This window comes from Streptomyces sp. MUSC 14, assembly GCF_001866675.1.
Taxonomy (GTDB): domain Bacteria; phylum Actinomycetota; class Actinomycetes; order Streptomycetales; family Streptomycetaceae; genus Streptomyces.
The window spans coordinates 15,092-32,682 of the sequence record NZ_MLYN01000038.1 but is presented as its reverse complement, the minus strand read 5'-3'; the positions used below and the strand labels follow the sequence as shown (position 1 = coordinate 32,682).

Below are 17,591 nucleotides of genomic sequence, written 5' to 3'. Positions count from 1 at the left end.
CCTTGCGCCCCACCCGTGGTCATGAAAACGGGCCCGTCCCGCGTCGGGTTAGACGCACGACGGGCCCGAAGGGTTACCTATGAAGCGCACTTGGCCTCGTTGGCCGTCGACCCGTCGACCTTCGGCGCCTTCTCCGGGGCGGTGAGCGAGACACCGGCGCCCTTGAAGTCCTTGCCGAGGGTCAGCGTCATCGCCGGCAGGCCCTGGGAGTTGATCACACTCTTGCCGGGGACGAGCGCCGAGCCGGGCAGCCCCATCAGCGCGGCCAACTCCCGTGCCTGGGCGGCCTGGTCGGGGGCGTACTCCAGTGTGGTGTTCTTCGCCTCGGCCGGTGCGTTGCCCGCGTTCTCCGACTTCAGCACGCCCTTGTCGGTCTGCAGCCAGGACAGCTCCTCCTGCGCGCTGCCCGACTGGGCACCGCCGTTGAGGATCCGCACCCGTACGTCCGCCGGCGCGGACCTGCTGCCCTTGAGCCGGGCCGCCTGGGCGTCCTTCGCCGCCTTCTGCTTCTCCTTCACCTCGGTGAAGGAGACGTCGTTCTGGATCGCCTGGAAGACCGCGGGCGCCGTCGACTGGTTGACGACGACGGTCGCGTGCACCTTCTCGGCGGGGTTGTCTATCACCGGCACCGTGGTGAAGGTGATGTTCTTGGGCGGCACCTTCTTCATCTCCAGCGCCATGTCCTTGAGGGTGCTGATGCTGTCGATGCCGGTGTCGACGGTCAGCGCCTTGGTCGCGGCCTCGGCCAGGTCGAGCAGCTTGGAGGGGTTGGTGAGGGTGTCGCTGGAGGACATCTTGCGCATCAGCGAACCCAGGAACTGCTGCTGGACCTTGATGCGGTCCAGGTCGCCCTGGTTGCCGAAGCTGTGCCGGGTGCGCACGAAGGCGAGGGCCTGCTCGCCCTCCACCACCGACTTGCCCGCGGGCAGCTTCAGATGGGACTCCTTGTCGTTCACCGGATGCGCGACGCACACCTCGACGCCGCCCACCGCGGTCGACAGGGTCTTCACCGCGTTGAAGTCGGCCATCATGAAGTGGTCCACGTGGATGCCGGTGACCTCCTCGACGGTGCGCATGGTGCAGCCCGGGTCGCGGCCGTCCTGTCCGAGGCTCGTGTTGAAGCGCACGTTCTCCGTGCCGGGGATCACCTTGGTGCTGCCGTCCGGCTGCTTCGTCGGGCAGTCCGGGATGTCGACGATCAGGTCGCGCGGGATGCTCAGCGCGGTGGCGTTCGTCCGGTCCTTGGACACGTGCAGCAGGATGTCGGTGTCCGCGTGGCCGACGCTGCCCTTGTCGCCGTAGCCCTCGTTGCCCTTGCCGGTGCGCTTGTCGGTGCCGATGACCAGGAGGTTGAAGGCCTCGTCCTTGCTGAAGCCCTTGGAGCCCGCGTCGCCGACGTCGGTCGAGCTGATGTTGCCTTCGAGGTGCCGGAGATAGAGGTAGCCGGCGGTACCCACCGCGACCAGCACGAACGCGGTGCCGCCCGCGGTCCACGCGAGGACCTTCTTGGCCTTCGACTTCTTCTGCCCGTTCTTCTTCACCGGCCGCCGCGCGGCGCGTCGCCCCTGCGGGGCCTCCGGCTCGCCGCCCCGGCGCCGGGCCGAGCGCGGCCGGGGCACCTCGGCGTTGCCCACCTGGCTCATCTCCCGGGTCTCCCCGGCGGCCATGTCGTTACGGCGGCGCCGCGCACCGCCGCCCTCCTGGGCGGCCGGTCTGCGCGGAGAGGGCACCTGTGACTGCGCTCCGGAAGAACCCAGTCGCAGTTCGTATTCGCCGGTATTCGGATTGAGTACCCACTGGTCGGCGGGATCGATGTTGTCCGCCCGCCCACGGCCTTGCGCGTTGGGGTCCTTCACGGTCGTCCGAATCCTCCGTCGGGGCCACGCGGCGCCTTCCCCCTCAAAGGCGCTCGGGTCTCGGTGAATCGGTGCACGACTCCAGGACTGACCTCGCGCCGGGTGCACCGGAGCGCTCACACTATCCGCCCAGTTCGGCGTCGAGCGACGCCGGTGACGAATTCGCCCTCCCTACAACTGGGCAATCCCCCTCATATTCTGAACGGAATTCGAGCGCGCCGGTGTGCGCCTCATGCGCAGCCGTGCTCGGCGGCCGTACTGCCGCGGAAGGTCGGCGCGGGGGAGGGGATGCCCCGGGAGCCCGTGTCCCCACCGGGCCGTGCGGTCTTTCCGGGCACTCCCCGGGTCACCGCCACGGGCTGATCGGCGCGCAGCAGCGCGAACAGTTTCCCGGCCGCCGGTTCCACGAGTTGGTCACGGTTGGCGTCGTGGACGTACGACTTCCTCGGTACCGTCAGGAACTGCACCTGTTTGATGGGAATGTTGCGCAGCCCCCGCACCAATTGGTACAAGCCGCGCAGACTGGCCAGTTCCGGATCGGCGGTCAGTGAAGAGGTCGCCGCGTCCAGCACCGGATAGAGCTTCACCGGATTCAGCAGGACGTCGCTGCTCTGCATCTTGTTGACGAGTGCGCCGAGGAACTGCTGCTGCCGTTCCATCCGCTCGGTGTCGCTGCCGTCGCCCAGCGACTCGCGGGCCCGCACGAACCCGAGCGCCTGCTCGCCGTCCAGCTCGACCTCCCCCGCGGGCAGACTCAGCTTGGCGGCCCTGTCGTGAACGGGCTCCTTCAGGCAGACCTGCACCCCGTCGACGGCGTCCACCATCTCCTTGAACCCGCTGAAGTCCACGACCACGTGATGGTCGATCCGGACGCCCGTCAGCTTCTCGACGGTACGGATCGAACAGGCCGAACCCCCCACCGAATAGGCGCTGTTGAACATCGTGAACACCGGCGCGCTGCGACTGCCGTCCGTCCGCAGACAGCGGGGGACGTCCACCATCAGGTCCCGCGGCAGCGACACGGCGGTGGCGCTGCGCCGGTTCGCGGCCAGGTGCAGCAGGATCGTGGTGTCCGACCGCTCGCTGCCCAGATCCCGCCCGTAGCGCGCGTTGCCGTCCCCGGACCGGGTGTCGGAGCCGATCAGCAGGATGTTCTGCGCGCCCTTCACCAGCGCGGTGGGGCGCTCCCGCTCGTACCGGGCGAGTTCCCGGGCGGCCGCGTCGTCCGAGGTGATGTTGGCGTTCAGGGCGGCGTAGAGGAGCCAGCCGCCACCGGCGGCCGCTGCGACGGACGCGGCCAGCCCGAGCGCCGCCCGCCGCACCCACCGCCGCCGACGCCGGCGCGCCGGCCCGTCCCCGGCCGCCGAGGCCCCGAGCCCGGGGCCGTGGGCCGTGCCTGCGGTGTCGGTCACGGGTGGGGCACCCCCTCATCGGCGTGTGAGTGTGATGTGCTGCTCTCTCGACGATGGCCGGGATGGCGGTGGGCGGCGTCCTCGGCTAGCCCGAGCGGGGGAGTGCGGGGCCGGTCGGCGTCGGCGCGTGGGTCCGTCCCCGGCCGTTGAGGTCCTGAGCGTGGGGCTGTGGGCCGTGCCTGCGGTGTCGGTCACGGGTGGGGCACCCCCTCATCGGCGTGTGAGTGTGATGTGCTGCTCTCTCGACGATGGCCGGGATGGCGGTGGGCGGCGTCCTCGGCTAGCCCGAGCGGGGGAGTGCGGGGCCGGTCGGCGGCGCCTACCGCCGTACCGCGGTCACCCGCTCGCTCTCGATCCGCTGGGCGAGCGCCTCCTCGCCCAGCCGGTCCGGATGCCGGCAGAGCACCACGGACCCCCCGGAGGCGAGCGGCGAGAACAGCCCCGCGCTCAGCCCCTCCCAGGTGTCGTACGGCAGCCCCGACAGCAGCCGCGAACCGGGCCCCGTCAGCTCCAGCTCCGCCGCGTCGGCGACCGCCTTCTGCACGACCTCCGCCGCGCTGAACTCCGCGCCGGCGACGATCAGCGCCGGCTCGTCCGCGTCCACCGGAGCGAACGGCACGAACCGGTCGCCCTGTCCGGGCACCTCCACGGCGTAGTCGAGGAACCCGTCCGGCGGCTGCGGGAAACGCCCGCCCAGCGGCCGCAGCGCGAGGGCGACCCGCTCACCCCGGCACGCCCGCGCCGCGTCCAGCGAGTCCGGCCCGCTGACCACCACGTCGGCCGCGGACGGCTCCCCGCCCACATCGGCGAGGGCGCCCACCGAGGCGCAGGCCAGCAGCCACACCGCCGTCTGCCAGTGCGCGGGCAGCAGCAGGGCGACCCGGTCGCCGGGCTCGACGGAGAGTTCGCCCTGAAGGAGGTTCGCGGTCTTGGCCACCCAATTGGCGAACGTGGCCACGGACAGTTCGACGCGTTCGCCCGTGGCGTCGTCGTAGAAGGTCACCAGCGGGCGGCCGGGGTCCGCGGCGAGCGCGGAAGCCAGCAGGTCGGCAGGGGTGCGATCGGTGGCGTTCACCCGGGAAAGGGTACGCGCGGGCGATCACGGGCGGCGCGTACCCGTGCCACCGGTTCGGCGGAACGCATCCGACGGTCCGTCAGATCACCTATGGACAGAGTTGTCTGATTATGTCAAAGATCGTAACCATGCGTGGACTCTTTCCCCCTTCCTTCAGTTCCTTCAGCTCCTTCAGTTCCTCCGCTTCCTTCAGCTCCTTCGGCGCGCCCTTGATCGCCGCCGCCCTCGCGCTCTCCCCCCTGTCCCTGCCCGCGACCGCCGTGACCGCCGCGCCCGTGACCGGCATCCCGGGGAGCACCCGCTCGCTGCCCCTCGCCCCCCTCACCCGCGCGCGCGTCCTCGGCGCCGCCCCGGAACAGGGGCTCTACCGGGCGGGCGGCGAGCACTTCTCGCTGCTCGGGGTCGTGTGGGACGACCCCGGCGCCGAGCTGCGCGGCCGGGTCCAGGTGCGCACCCGGGCCGCCGGCACGGGGGCCTGGACCGACTGGCGGGACGTCGAGACGCACAACGGGGGGCACGGCCCCGACCCGGGCACGGCGGAGGCGGCCTCGCGCCGGGTGCGCGGGGCGACCGCGCCGCTGTGGGTGGGGGCCTCGGAGGGGGTGGACGTACGGGTCCGCGCGGCGTCCGTACCGCTGCCGGACGGCACCGGTTCGACCGGAGCGCGCACCTCGGTCCCGTTGCCCTCCGGGCTGCGGCTGGAGCTCGTCGACCCGGGGGACGACGGAACACCGCCGGGCACACCGGCCGACACGCCCCTCACCGTTCCCGAAACGGCGGCGGCGCGCGCGGCCTCCGCCGCCAACACCGACGTCGCCGGCTTCGGCGCCCTGGAGATCCCGGAGCTCGACAAGGCGGCCACCGAGCGGGAACTCACCCGCCTCAAGGGCCCGGCGCGGACGGCGTCGTACATCGGGGCGCGCCCGCGGATCGTCACCCGCCTGGCCTGGGGCGCGGACGAGTCGCTGCGCGAACCCGGGTTCGGCTACACGAAGACGGTCAAGGCGGCCTTCGTCCACCACACGGGCTCGGGCAACCAGTACAGCTGCTCCCAGGCCCCCTCCGTCATCCGCAGTATCTACCGCTACCACGTCAAGAGCATGGGCTGGCGGGACATCGGCTACAACTTCCTCGTCGACAAGTGCGGAACCGTCTACGAGGGCCGGGCCGGGGGCGTGGCGAAGGCGGTGCTCGGCGCGCACACCCTCGGCTTCAACAGCGACAGCATGGGCATCGCCGTGATCGGTACGTACACCGGGACGGAGCCGTCCGACGCGGTGGTCACGGCCCTCGCCCGGCTCACCGCGTGGAAGCTCGGGCTCAACGGCGCCGATCCACAGGGCAGGACATATCTCACGTCGGCCGGAGGCAACCTCTACCGGAAGGGTAAGAACGTGCAGCTGAACGTGATCTCCGGACACCGGGACGGGTTCGCCACCGACTGCCCCGGCACAGCGCTCTACGCCAGGCTCGGAGCGGCTCGTTCCGCCGCCTCTGACTACCAGGGGCGCTGAACGGGCCGCCGTCACGGGCACGGTGAACGGGGCTCGCGCGCACCGCCGTCGACGGGGGCGCGCCGGTCTCACACCGTTCTATTACCGATCTCGTGGAAAACCGCGCGGTCGTCAAGGGCGCCGTCGCTACGGTCTGCATACACTGACCGGCCGAAGCCGAAACGAGTAGTAACGAGTAGTTCGACCGGTCCCGGCAGGAAGAAAGCAGAGACGACAGGTGACAGAAGCGATCCTCCTGGTCGGCGGCAAAGGCACCCGGCTGCGTCCACTGACGGTGCACACGCCCAAGCCCATGGTTCCGGCCGCCGGCGTACCGTTCCTCACGCATCAGCTGGCGCGGGCCAAGGCGGCCGGTGTGGACCACATCGTCCTCGCCACCAGCTATCTGGCCGAGGTCTTCGAGCCGTACTTCGGCGACGGCTCCGCCCTCGGACTGAGCATCGAGTACGTGACGGAGGAGGAACCCCTCGGCACCGGCGGCGCCATCCGCAACGTCGCCTCGCGTCTGCACTCCGGGCCCGACGAACCGGTCCTGATCTTCAACGGCGACATCCTGACGGGCCTGGACATCGAGGCCCTGGTCGACACCCACCGCTCGACGGGCGCGGACGTCTCCCTGCATCTGACGAAGGTGACGGACCCGCGCGCCTACGGCCTGGTCCCGACCGACGAGACCGGCAGGGTGCTGGCCTTCCTGGAGAAGCCGCAGACGCCCGAGGAGATCGTCACCGACCAGATCAACGCGGGGGCGTACGTCTTCCGCCGCTCGGTCATCGACTCGATCCCGCTGGGCCGCCCGGTCTCGGTGGAGCGCGAGACGTTCCCGGACCTCCTCGCGGCCGGAGCCCACCTCCAGGGCATGGTCGACTCCACGTACTGGCTGGACCTCGGCACCCCGGCGGCCTTCGTCCGCGGCTCGGCCGACCTGGTCCTGGGCCGCGCGCCGTCCCCGGCCGTCCCGGGCCGCTGCGGCGACCGCCTCGTCCTGCCCACGGCCACGGTGGCGCCGGACGCCAAGCTGACCGGCGGCACGGTGGTGGGCGAGGGCGCGTTCGTGGCCGAGGGCGCCCGTGTCTTCGGCTCGACGATCCTGCCCGGCGCCGTCATCGAACCGGGCGCGGTCATCACCGACTCCCTGATCGGCACGAAGGCCCGCGTCGGCGAGCGCTCCGTGCTCACCGGCACGGTCGTCGGCGACGGCGCGATCGTCGGCCCCGACAACGAACTGCGCGAGGGAGTCCGGGTGTGGTGCGACGCCCGCATCCCGGCGGGCGCGGTGCGGTTCTCCTCGGACCAGTAGTCCAGGCCGGTGGTTCGGGTCAGTAGTTCGGGTCGGTAGTTCGGGCCAGCAGCGACGAGGGGGCCCGGGGATCACTCCCCGGGCCCCCTCGTCCGCAGGCACGCTCACAGCAGCCCGATGTCCACCCGAGGCATCTTCGGCGCCCGCCGGGCCGGCACCTGCCCGCTCAGCAGGATCAGCCGGGCCGCCCGGTGCCGCTGCCCGGCGTACGGCTCCAGCAGGCGCAGCATCCGGGCGTCGTCGGCATGACGGTCCCCGGCCAGCGCCCACCCCACGATCCCCGGCAGATGCAGGTCCCCGACCGTCACCGCGTCCGTCGCCCCGTGACTGCGCTGTACGACCTCCGCCGACGTCCAGGGCCCCACGCCCGGTACGACCTCCAGCCGTGCCTGTGCCTCGGCGGCCGGCATCCCCACCGCCTGCTCCAGCCGCGCGGCGACCCGTACGGCCCGCAGGATCGTCGACGCCCGCTTGTCGTCGACGCCCGCCCGGTGCCATTCCCAGGAGGGGATCAGCGCCCATGTCCGCGCCGCCGGCATCACCCGCATCGGCCGCTCGGACACCCCGGCGGGTCCCGGCGCCGGCTCCCCGAACCTGCGCACCAGCAACCGCCAGGCACGGTACGCCTCGTCGGTCGTGACCTTCTGCTCCAGCACCGACGGGATCAACGACTCCAGCACCAGCCCGGTCCGTGTCAGCCGCAGCCCCGGCCGCCGGTGCCGCGCCAGCGCCACCACCCGGTGCCGGGGCACGAACGCCTCCGGCTCGTCGGCCGCGCCCAGCAGTTCGGGCAGCCCGTCCAGCAGCCATTCGGCCCCCGGCCCCCATGCTTCGCCGAGCACCTCTCCGGCGTACGCCCGCACCCGCAGCGTGCCCGGCCCGGCCGGCGTACGGCAGGCACGCCACACGGATCCGTCAGGCGTGGCCCGGAACGTGGGATCGGCGGGCCCGCGCCGCAGCGGTCCGAGCACCAGCCCGAGATCCAGCGGCCCCTGCGGCGTCCACCGGCGCACCCGCGCCCGCTCCGACGGCACCGCCTGCCGCGGTATCGGGCCAGGGGGGAGCGTGGGCCGCTGGGGGAAACGTCCTGCCACGGGTGAGGTCCTAGGAGAGCCGGTGTCGTGCTACGAGCGTAGGCGGTGCGGGAAGGCGCCGTACGGGACTTTCCCGCCCGGCCCCTTCCGGCAACCGGCTCACCGCACCTCGATGAACGCCTCCGGGTCCCGCTGCGGCCGCGGTCCCGGATCCGCTGCCGGACGTCCGACCGCCACCGCGCCCATCGGATCCCAGTCCGCCGGCAGCCCGAGCGTCTCGCGCACCACGTCCCGGCAGAACAGCGTGGACGACACCCACGCCGAGCCCAGCCGCTCCCCGGCCAGCGCGACCAGGAAGTTCTGCACGCCCGCGCCCGCCGCGACGACGAACATCTCCCGCTCGGCGCCGTCCCGCCGCGCGTCCCCGTAGTGGTGCGCGCCGTCCATGACGAGACACGGCACCACCAGACAGGGCGCGTCGCGCAGCACGTCGCCGCGGCGCACCCGCTTCGCTATGGACGTCTCGCTCTTGCCGTCCCGGCGCAGGTCGGCGATCCAGGCCTCCCGCATCGCGTCCAGCAGCCGCAGCCGTGACTCCGGCGACTGCAGCAGCACGAACCGCCACGGGGTCGTGTGGTGTGGCGCCGGTGCCGTCACCGCGGCGGCCACCGCGCGGCGGACCGCGCCGGGGTCCACGGGATCGTCGGTGAAGGCCCGGACCGTGCGCCGCTGGGTGACCGCCTCGCGGACGGCCTCGGAGGTGCCGAGCCGGAACATGTCGTCCTGCGCGGTCCGCACCAGCGCCCGCGCGCCCTCCTCCGGCTCCCCGCCGACGACGTGCGGCAGGCCGCGGACGACGGCGACCGGCCGCCCGGACGCCTTGCCCTTGACCAGGTCTCCCGCCGCCGCCAGTTCGTCCGCCGTGGCCACGACCGTCGCGCTGAGCGGATTGCCGTACGCGTCCGTGCCGCCGCGCAGGTCGTCCAGCACGCGTACGCCGGCCGCGCCGATCGCCACGTCCGTGAGCCCCGAGCGCCAGGGCCGCCCGAAGGTGTCGGTGACGACCACGCCCACGTCGACGCCGAGCGTGGCGCGCAGCCCGGCACGGATCGCGCGCGCGGAGGCGTCCGGGTCCTCGGGCAGCAACAGCACCGTGCCCGCGGGGGTGTTGGAGGCGTCGACCCCGGCCGCGGCCATGACCAGGCCCTGCCGGTTCTCCACGATGCGCAGCGTGCCGCGGCGGGCCACCACCCGGACCGTCTCGGCGTCGATCGCCGCCTCCCGGTCGGCGGCCTGCGTGATCCGGCCCTCGGCCTTGGAGACGATCTTGGAGGTGACGACCAGCACGTCCCCGTCCACCAGGCCCGGCTCGGTGGCGGCGATCAGCTTGGCGAGGTCGTCGCCCGGCTGCACCTCAGGGATGCCGGACAGGGCCCGGACCGTGTACCGCGGGTCCTGAGGGCGGTCCTCGGTCATGCTCCCCGCACCTCCTCGGCCAGCGCCAGCGCCTCGCGCGCCATCGACGCGGCCGCGTCGACGTCGGTCATCATCAGCGGCACGGCCCGGCAGCGGATGCCGTCCGCCTCGACCCGTTCGACGGCGCCCGCGTCCACGGTGTCGACCAGCCAGCCGTCCAGCAGCCCGGAGCCGTAGTGCTCGGCGACCGCGGCGGCCGTGGACTCCACGCCGACCGCGGCGAGCACCTTGTCGGCCATCCCGCGCACGGGCGCGTCCCCGACGATGGGGGACAGGCCCACCACGGGCACGCCCGCCTCCGCGATGGCCTCCCGGATGCCGGGCACGGCCAGGATCGTGCCGACGGACACGACCGGGTTGGACGGCGGGAAGAGGATGACGTCCGCCGCGGCGATGGCCTCCAGGACGCCGGGCGCCGGCTTGGACTGCTCGGCGCCGACGGGCACGATCGCCTCCGCCGGGACCTCGGCGCGCAGCCGTACCCAGTACTCCTGGAAGTGGACCGCCCTGCGCTCGCCGTCCACCTCGACCGCCACGTGGGTCTCCACGCGGTCGTCGGTCATCGGGATCAGCTTCACACCCGGCTGCCAGCGGTCGCACAGCGCCTCGGTGACCGCGCTGAGCGGATAGCCGGCGCCGAGCATCTGTGTCCGCACGATGTGCGTGGCGAAGTCCCGGTCGCCGAGGCCGAACCACTCGGGCCCGGCGCCGTAGGCCGCCAGCTCCTCCTTGACCCGGAAGGTCTCGTCGGTCCGCCCCCAGCCCTGCTCCTCGTTGATACCCCCGCCCAGCGTGTACATCACCGTGTCGAGGTCCGGGCAGACCTTCAGCCCGAAGAGATGGATGTCGTCGCCGGTGTTGCCGATCACCGTGATCTCCGCGTCCGGCACGGCCCGCTTCAGACCACGCAGGAAACGGGCACCGCCGATGCCGCCTGCCAGAACCACAATGCGCATGCGGCCAAGTGTCGCAGGCGGGTACGACAACGCGTCAGGCAGTCACCGGACGCGGCTCGGTGCGCGCCTCGCAGTGCGGGGACGTGTGCATGGGCATCTCGGTCAGGCCCGGGTGGTAGACGTGCAGGCTGACCGCCGGCTCCAGGGCGTCGTTGACGACCTCGTGGACGTACCCCGGCGCGAACACGCGCTGCGCGCCCGCCGCCAGCGCGCGTGTGGCGCGTTCGGTGCGTTCGGTGAGGGTGCCGTCCAGGACGGTGAGGACACCGGAGGAGCGGCCGTGGTCGTGCAGGCCGCTGCCCTGTCCGGGCAGCCAGCTCAGCAGCCACACCTCGTAGCCGGGCCCGGTGCGCAGCCGGTGGTACCAGCGCGTCGTCGCGTCGTAGCGGACGAGGTGGGCCCACTGGGACCGGTCGGCGGCGATCGCGCGCGCGAGGCCCACGAACTCGGCGACGGTGGCCGGGTGCTCACGCGGTGGCTGGAGCAGGTGCGGGACTTCGAGGATGTCGCCGGCGATCTGGAGGTCGTTGTCGCTGTTCATGGGTGCGCTGGTTCCTCGGTGAAGGAAGGTCAGAGGGAACGGAGAAACGGGAACCGCGTCGCGGGGGACACGGCCGACAGCCGGAGCGGGGTATGGCTCAACAGCTGGAACAGCGACAACAGCTACAGCGCGCCCGGGCAGCACCATGGGACCCGGCGGTGCGGGTCGAGGTGAGTGCCGAGTGCGCGAGCATGCCCCCTAGGACAGCGGTTCACACCTGTGCTGTCAACTCGACGCCCGACATGTGGGACACGCTTCACCTCATCCGGTTCATCTGTCAGGTGAAAGGTTTGCTCACCCGGTTACCCGGACACATGCGCCACAACCGGGCACTCAAACCTCGTGCAACTCGATCGAACGCGGAGCCGTCTTTCTCCGTACAGAGATCTGTCAGAGGTCTGTACGAGGTTCGACCACCTCCGGAGCCCTCGCCTGCGCGTCGAGGTTTATGGCGATTTGAACACTTTCCGCACGGCCTTGGTTCCGCAGAGTGAATAACGGGCCCAATAGCAGATCTCGGCTTGACTCGCCCGGAGCAGCACACTTGTAATTTCACTCGTGTCGTTCAGCCGAAATCGGTAACGGCTGACGCACGGGGACGCGAAAGACAGACGAGGGGCGCACATGACCGAGCTGGTGCAGCAACTGCTGGTCGACGACGCGGACGAGGAACTCGGCTGGCAGGAGCGCGCGCTGTGCGCCCAGACCGACCCCGAGTCCTTCTTCCCCGAGAAGGGCGGCTCCACCAGAGAGGCGAAGAAGGTCTGCCTCGCCTGTGAGGTCCGCTCCGAATGCCTTGAGTACGCCCTCGCCAACGACGAGCGCTTCGGTATCTGGGGCGGCCTGTCCGAGCGGGAGCGCCGCCGCCTGAAGAAGGCCGCCGTCTGACCGCACATCCACACCAAAACGTCACGAACGGCCCGTCGCATGTGGGTTATCCACAGGCGGCGGGCCGTCGTCGTGGTCAGCCGATAGTGTGGTCGCTCGTCCGAGACGCCCCGCTGTCCCCTCGATGCACGAGGAGGCACAGGCGTCCACCGCAGTCCATCGAACCGGGGCCCGTACCTCGATGTCCGTGCACAGCCATACGGCAGCCCAAGACCCGGCAGCCACGGCGGGTTTCGACCCGTCCCGCCCGGCCGCGTTTGACCCGTCCCGCCCGGCCGCGTTGGACCCGTCCCGCCCGCCCGAGTTCCCGCGTCACGTCGTCACCGCGGTCCTCGTCGCCCACGACGGTGCCCGCTGGCTGCCCGACGCCCTCGCCGGCCTGCTCGGCCAGGAGCGCCCCGTCCAGCACGCCGTCGCGGCCGACACCGGCAGCGCGGACGACTCCGCCCGGCTGCTCGGCGAAGCCCTCGGCGACGGCAACGTCCTGCACCTGGCCCGCCGCACCGGCTTCGGCCAGGCCGTGGAGGAGGCGAGCCGCACCGCCCCGGTCCTCACCCCGGAAGAGCTGCCGTATCTCAAACGCCCCAGCGGCTGGGACCCGGTCACCCGCTCGTGGCGCGACGACGCCTACGACCTGCCCGAACTCCCGCACGGCGAGCCCGTCCAGTGGCTCTGGCTGCTGCACGACGACTGCGCCCCCGAACCCGACGCCCTCGCCGAGCTGCTGCGCGTCGTCGAGAACGAACAGGAGCTGGGACGCACCGACGTGGGCGTCGTCGGCCCCAAGCTGCGCGGCTGGTACGACCGTCGGCAGCTGCTGGAGGTGGGCGTCTCCATCGCCAACTCCGGCCGCCGCTGGACCGGCCTGGACCGCCGCGAACAGGACCAGGGCCAGCACGACCACGTCCGCACCGTGCTGTCCGTGTCCTCCGCCGGCATGCTCGTGCGCCGCGACGTCTTCGAACAACTCGGCGGCTTCGACCGCCGCCTGCCCCTCATGCGCGACGACGTCGACCTGTGCTGGCGCGCCCACAGCGCCGGCCACCGCGTCCTGATCGCCCCCGACGCCGTCGTCCGGCACGCCGAGGCCGCCGCCCGCGAGCGCCGCGCCGTCGACTGCGCGGGCCGCACCAGCGCCTCCCCGCACAAGGTCGACAAGGCCGGTGCCGTCTACACCCTGCTCGCCAACACCCGTACGGGCGCGCTGCCCTGGGTCCTGCTCAGGATCGTCCTCGGCACCGTCCTGCGCACCGTCGCCTACCTCGTCGGCAAGGTCCCGGGCCAGGCCGTCGACGAGATCCGCGGCCTGCTCGGCGTGCTGCTGCGCCCCGAGCGGATCATCGCCGCCCGGCGCCGCCGCGGCTCCTCACAACTCGACAAGGGCGAGCTGCGCGAGCTCCTGCCACCACCCGGCGCCACCATCCGCGCCACCGTCGAGCAGGTCGCGGGCAACTTCTCCAGCGGCCGGGACAGCGAGACCTCCTCGGCGGGCCGGCACGGCGGCGCCATGGAGTCCGGCCCCGGCGGCGACGACGCCGACTTCCTGGAGATCGAGCAGTTCGCCCGGCTCAAGCGCATCGCCCGCAACCCCGGCCCGGTGCTCTTCCTGGCCCTGCTGCTGATCTCCCTCGCCGCCTGCCGCGCCCTGCTCGGCAGCGGTGCGCTCGCGGGCGGTGCCCTGCTGCCCGCCCCGGCCGGCCCCGGCGAGCTGTGGTCCCGCTTCGCCGACTCCTGGCACCCGGTGGGCGCGGGCGGCTCCCCGTCCGCACCGCCGTACCTCGGGATTCTCGCGGCCCTCGGCACGCTCCTGTTCGGCTCCACCGGACTCGCGGTCACCGTCCTGCTGATCGCCGCGGTGCCGCTCGCCGGCTTCACCGCCTACTTCGCCTCCCGGCCGCTCGTCACCTCCCGGCTGCTGCGCGCGTGGGCCGCCATCGCCTACGCCTTCCTGCCCGCCACCACCGGCGCCCTGGCCGGCGGCCGCATCGGCACCACCGTCCTCGCGGTGCTGCTGCCGCTCATCGCGCGCGCGGGCATCGCCGCGAGCGGCCTCGCGAACCGCTCCGGCGCGCGCGGCAGTTGGCGCGCCACCTGGGCGTACGCGCTGCTGCTGACCATCGCCACGGCCTTCACGCCGATCGTGTGGCCCATCGCGCTGCTCCTCGGCCTCGGCGTCCTGGCGCTGCGCCGCACCGACCCCGTCGCCCACGGCCTGCGCTTCCTCGCCCAGCTCGGCACCCCGCTGCTGGTCCTCGCCCCCTGGTCGCTGACCCTGCTGCCGACCGGCTTCTTCAAGGAAGCCGGCCTGGACTACGGCGCGTCGACCGCCTCCGCACTCGACCTGCTCGGCGCCAGCCCCGGCGGCGTGGGCACCGTGCACGGACTGATGCTCATCGGCATCGTCCTCGCCGCGCTCGCCGCGCTCCTGCGCTCCGAGCGACAGCTGGGCATCCGCACCGCCTGGGCCGTCGCCCTGGTCGCCCTCGTCTTCGCCGTCCTGTCCAACAGGTCCGCCTGGGCCGGACCGGCCACTCTCGTCTACGGCATCGCCCTGCTGGCCGCCGCCGCCCTCGGCGCCGACGGCGCACGCGCACGCGTGGCCGAGCAGAGCTTCGGCTGGCGCCAGCCGGTCGCCGCCCTGATCGCCCTCGCCTCCGCCGTGGGCCCGCTGCTCGTCGCCGCCGGCTGGGTGATCGGCGGCGCCGACGGCCCCGTGAAGCGCCAGGACCCCACCCAGGTGCCCGCGTTCGTCGCCGAGGACGCCACCACCGGCGACCAGGCCCGCACCCTGATCCTCGACAGCGACTCCACCGCGCGCGTGCGCTACGCCCTGGTCCGCGGCTCCGGCGCCCGCATGGGCGACGCCGAACTCAGCGCCGCCGAGGGCACGAACAGTCGGCTGGACAAGATCGTCGCCAACCTCGTCGCCGGCTCCGGCGCCGACCAGGCCGACGAGCTCGGCGGCTTCGCCGTGCGCTACGTCCTCGTCCACAAGGGCGCGCCCCGCGACTTCACCCGCGTCCTCGACGCCACGCCCGGCCTGTCCCGGCTCAGCCAGCAGGGCGGCAGCGCCCTGTGGCGCGTCGACCAGGAGGTCTCCCGCGCCGCCATCGTCCCCGTCGGCGGCTCGGGCACCGCCCAGCCGGTCAGCGCCGGACCGGTGGAGATCCACACGACCGTCCCGTCCGGCGCGGACGGCCGCGTCCTGCGCCTCGCCGACACCGCCTCCGCGGGCTGGACGGCCACCCTGGACGGCAAGCCGCTCACCCGCACCACCGTCGACGGCTGGGCCCAGGGCTTCCAACTGCCCGCGAACGGCGGCAGGCTCGATGTCGTCTACGACGGCCCGATCACCCACACCGCCTGGCTGTGGGCCCAGGGGGCGCTCGCCGTCGTCCTGGTCGTCCTCGCCCTGCCCGGCCGCCGCCGCGACGTCGACGACGACCTGCCCGAGGCGGAGCCCGTGCCGGCCCAGGTCCCGACGGGCGAGGGCCGCCGCGCCCGCCGCCTGCGCGCCCAGGCCGAGGAACAGGCCGCGGAGCAGGCAGCCGAACAGGCCGGCGAGCAGACCGGTGAGCCGGCGGCGGAGCAGGCCGTCGCGCCCGTGATGCCCGACGTTCCCCCCGCCCCCGCCGCCGTACCCCAGCAGCAGCCCTACGGAGACTGGGACCAGTCCTCCTACGCGAACGCCGGCTACGGCTACACGGCGGACCAGTACCAGCCCGCCGACCCGTACCAGACGTCCGGCTACGACCAGCAGGGCTACGCCCACGACCCGTACCAGAACGGCCAGTACGACCCGTACGCCTACGGCGGCACGGCCGACCAGATGCCGTACGACCCAACGGCCTACCAGCAGGGCTACGACCCGGCGTACGACCCGGCCCAGCAGGGCTACGACCCGGCCCAGCACCCCCACGGCACCGGCAGCGAGCGCCCCGACGGGAGCCAGCAGTGAACCGCACGACCTTGTCCCTGATCGCCGGCACCACCGCGCTGGCCGCCGTCACCGCGTTCGCCGCCCTCGACGGCCCGTCCGCGTCCGGGGCCACCGCGCCGAAGGCCGCGGCCAGCCTCCCGGTGGAGCGTACGAGCCTGCTGTGCCCGGCACCGAGCATCTCGGACATCGCCGACACGTCGTACACCTCGTTCACGCCTGTCACCCAGTCCGCGGCGAGCAGCGGCAAGGCCCAACTCCAGGCAGCCGACCAGCAGTCGGCGGACGGCACGGACACCTCCGTGTCGGGCGGCTCCACGCCGGGCAAGGGCTCCAAGGGATCGCAGGGCTCGAAGGCGGGCAAGGACTCCAAGGGGTCCAAGAGCGGGAGCACGCCGGCGGACAAGCCGGTGCTCACCCCCAAGGCCCCCGGCACCCCGGCCACCGGCGATGTCTCGGGCGCCGACGGGTCCGCGCTCATCGGCACCGCCGACGGGGGGTTCGCGCCCGGCTGGACCGTGCAGGAGACCACCGAGGTCGCCGCCGGCACGGGCCGCGGCCTTCAGGGCGTCAACTGCACACCCGCGGACACCGAGTTCTGGTTCCCGGGCGCCAGCACGGCCGCGAGCCGCACCGACTACGTGCACCTGACCAACCCCGACGACTCCGCCGCCGTCGTCGACGTCGAGCTGTACGACAAGAACGGCGCGGTCAAGTCCCCGCTCGGCGAGAACCTCACCGTTCCGCCGCACGCGAGCAAGCCGATCCTGCTGTCCACGCTCACCGACGAGCAGCAGTCCGACCTGACCGTGCACGTCAGCGTGCGCAGCGGCCGGGTCGGCGCGGCCGTACAGGCCCTGGACGCCAAGGCGGGCGGCGACTGGCTGGCCGCGGCCGCCGACCCGGCGCCCGCCCTGGTCCTGCCCGGCATCCCCGCGGACGCCACCGACGTCCGGCTGATCACCTTCGCCCCCGGCGGCGACGACGCCGACCTCAAGGTCCGCCTGGCCACGTCCGGCGGCCTGATCACCCCGGCCGGCAATGAGACCGTGCACGTGAAGTCCGGCATGACCACCGCGGCCGACCTCGGCCCCGTCACCCGCGGCGAGGCGGGCTCCCTGATCCTGACCCCGACGGACCAGTCGGTCCCGATCGTGGCCGCGCTCCAGGTCGTGCGCGGCAAGGGCGACAAGCAGGAGACGGCCTTCATCCCGGCCACGGCCCCGGTCGGCGCGCGCGCGACCGCCGCCGACAACAGCGCCAAGGGCTCGACCCTGTCCCTGACCGCACCGACCGCCACGGCCACGGTCAAGGTCACCGCCTCGGCGGGCAGCGGCGGCGGCACGGCGGCGACGAAGACCTTCACGATCAGGTCCGGCACGACCCAGAACCTCGCGGCCCCGGTCCCCTCGGGCCTCCAGGGCACCTACGCCCTCACCGTGGAAACGACCTCGGGCGGCCCGGTCTACGCCTCCCGCACCCTCACGGCCACCGAGGGCGGAGTTCCGGGCTTCACCATCCAGACCCTCCCGAACGACCGCGGAACGGTCGCCGTACCGCAGACGACGCAGGACCTGGGGGTGCTGCAGAAGTAACAGCGGG

Annotated in this window: 12 protein-coding genes; 5 read left to right on the top strand and 7 right to left on the bottom strand. The window is 72.9% G+C overall.

Going from position 1 to position 17,591, the window contains the following annotated elements:
- Window positions 1–77: 77 nt before the first annotated feature.
- From BIV25_RS24765 to BIV25_RS24755, 3 genes are all read right to left on the bottom strand, one after another.
- Window positions 78–1,856 (bottom strand): LCP family protein, encoded by a 1,779-nt coding sequence (locus BIV25_RS24765; RefSeq protein ID WP_071374620.1) that lies wholly within the window; start codon window positions 1,854–1,856, stop codon window positions 78–80.
- Between the two features lie 230 nt (window positions 1,857–2,086).
- Window positions 2,087–3,268: an LCP family protein gene (locus BIV25_RS24760; protein WP_071374619.1), complete on the bottom strand. Its 1,182-nt coding sequence runs from the start codon at window positions 3,266–3,268 to the stop codon at window positions 2,087–2,089.
- A 319-nt stretch (window positions 3,269–3,587) separates the two neighbouring features.
- Window positions 3,588–4,343 (bottom strand): TIGR03089 family protein, encoded by a 756-nt coding sequence (locus BIV25_RS24755; RefSeq protein WP_071374618.1) that lies wholly within the window; start codon window positions 4,341–4,343, stop codon window positions 3,588–3,590.
- 128 nt (window positions 4,344–4,471) lie between these two features.
- On the opposite strand from BIV25_RS24755, the gene BIV25_RS24750 reads away from it, so the two are divergent.
- Together BIV25_RS24750 and BIV25_RS24745 are read left to right on the top strand one after the other, a co-directional pair.
- Window positions 4,472–5,857 carry a peptidoglycan recognition protein gene (locus tag BIV25_RS24750; protein ID WP_107486302.1) on the top strand — a complete coding sequence of 462 codons (1,386 nt, stop codon included), beginning with the start codon at window positions 4,472–4,474 and terminating at the stop codon, window positions 5,855–5,857.
- A 217-nt stretch (window positions 5,858–6,074) separates the two neighbouring features.
- Window positions 6,075–7,157, top strand: coding sequence for a sugar phosphate nucleotidyltransferase (locus tag BIV25_RS24745; RefSeq protein ID WP_071374616.1), 1,083 nt, complete (start codon window positions 6,075–6,077; stop codon window positions 7,155–7,157).
- A 104-nt stretch (window positions 7,158–7,261) separates the two neighbouring features.
- On the opposite strand, the gene BIV25_RS24740 is transcribed toward BIV25_RS24745, so the two are convergent.
- From BIV25_RS24740 to BIV25_RS24725, 4 genes are all read right to left on the bottom strand, one after another.
- Window positions 7,262–8,251 carry a DNA-3-methyladenine glycosylase 2 family protein gene (locus BIV25_RS24740; protein ID WP_177235403.1) on the bottom strand — a complete coding sequence of 330 codons (990 nt, stop codon included), beginning with the start codon at window positions 8,249–8,251 and terminating at the stop codon, window positions 7,262–7,264.
- Between the two features lie 99 nt (window positions 8,252–8,350).
- On the bottom strand, window positions 8,351–9,667 hold the full coding sequence (locus tag BIV25_RS24735; RefSeq protein WP_071374614.1) for a coenzyme F420-0:L-glutamate ligase: 1,317 nt from the start codon (window positions 9,665–9,667) through the stop codon (window positions 8,351–8,353).
- Entirely contained in the window at window positions 9,664–10,623 is a 960-nt protein-coding gene (gene cofD / locus BIV25_RS24730; RefSeq protein ID WP_071374613.1) for a 2-phospho-L-lactate transferase, read from the bottom strand. The genes BIV25_RS24735 and cofD overlap by 4 nt, the downstream gene beginning before the upstream one ends.
- Window positions 10,624–10,657: 34 nt before the next feature.
- Window positions 10,658–11,164: a cysteine dioxygenase family protein gene (locus tag BIV25_RS24725; protein WP_071374612.1), complete on the bottom strand. Its 507-nt coding sequence runs from the start codon at window positions 11,162–11,164 to the stop codon at window positions 10,658–10,660.
- Between the two features lie 624 nt (window positions 11,165–11,788).
- Here BIV25_RS24725 and BIV25_RS24720 point away from each other — a divergent pair.
- The 3 genes from BIV25_RS24720 (at window position 11,789) to BIV25_RS24710 (ending at window position 17,584) form a co-directional block, all read left to right on the top strand.
- Window positions 11,789–12,052, top strand: coding sequence for a WhiB family transcriptional regulator (locus BIV25_RS24720; RefSeq protein WP_003975777.1), 264 nt, complete (start codon window positions 11,789–11,791; stop codon window positions 12,050–12,052).
- 181 nt (window positions 12,053–12,233) lie between these two features.
- Window positions 12,234–16,010 carry a glycosyltransferase family 2 protein gene (locus BIV25_RS24715; protein ID WP_079176870.1) on the top strand — a complete coding sequence of 1,259 codons (3,777 nt, stop codon included), beginning with the start codon at window positions 12,234–12,236 and terminating at the stop codon, window positions 16,008–16,010.
- On the top strand, window positions 16,007–17,584 hold the full coding sequence (locus BIV25_RS24710; protein ID WP_071374610.1) for a DUF5719 family protein: 1,578 nt from the start codon (window positions 16,007–16,009) through the stop codon (window positions 17,582–17,584). The genes BIV25_RS24715 and BIV25_RS24710 overlap by 4 nt, the downstream gene beginning before the upstream one ends.
- Window positions 17,585–17,591: the final 7 nt, after the last annotated feature.

Coding starts and splice junctions, on each gene's coding strand:
- BIV25_RS24725 (WP_071374612.1), bottom strand. CDS start 11,164: ATGAACAGCGACAACGACCTCCAGATCGCCGGCGACATCCTCGAAGTC.
- BIV25_RS24750 (WP_107486302.1), top strand. CDS start 4,472: ATGCGTGGACTCTTTCCCCCTTCCTTCAGTTCCTTCAGCTCCTTCAGT.
- BIV25_RS24720 (WP_003975777.1), top strand. CDS start 11,789: ATGACCGAGCTGGTGCAGCAACTGCTGGTCGACGACGCGGACGAGGAA.
- BIV25_RS24735 (WP_071374614.1), bottom strand. CDS start 9,667: ATGACCGAGGACCGCCCTCAGGACCCGCGGTACACGGTCCGGGCCCTG.
- cofD (WP_071374613.1), bottom strand. CDS start 10,623: ATGCGCATTGTGGTTCTGGCAGGCGGCATCGGCGGTGCCCGTTTCCTG.
- BIV25_RS24715 (WP_079176870.1), top strand. CDS start 12,234: ATGTCCGTGCACAGCCATACGGCAGCCCAAGACCCGGCAGCCACGGCG.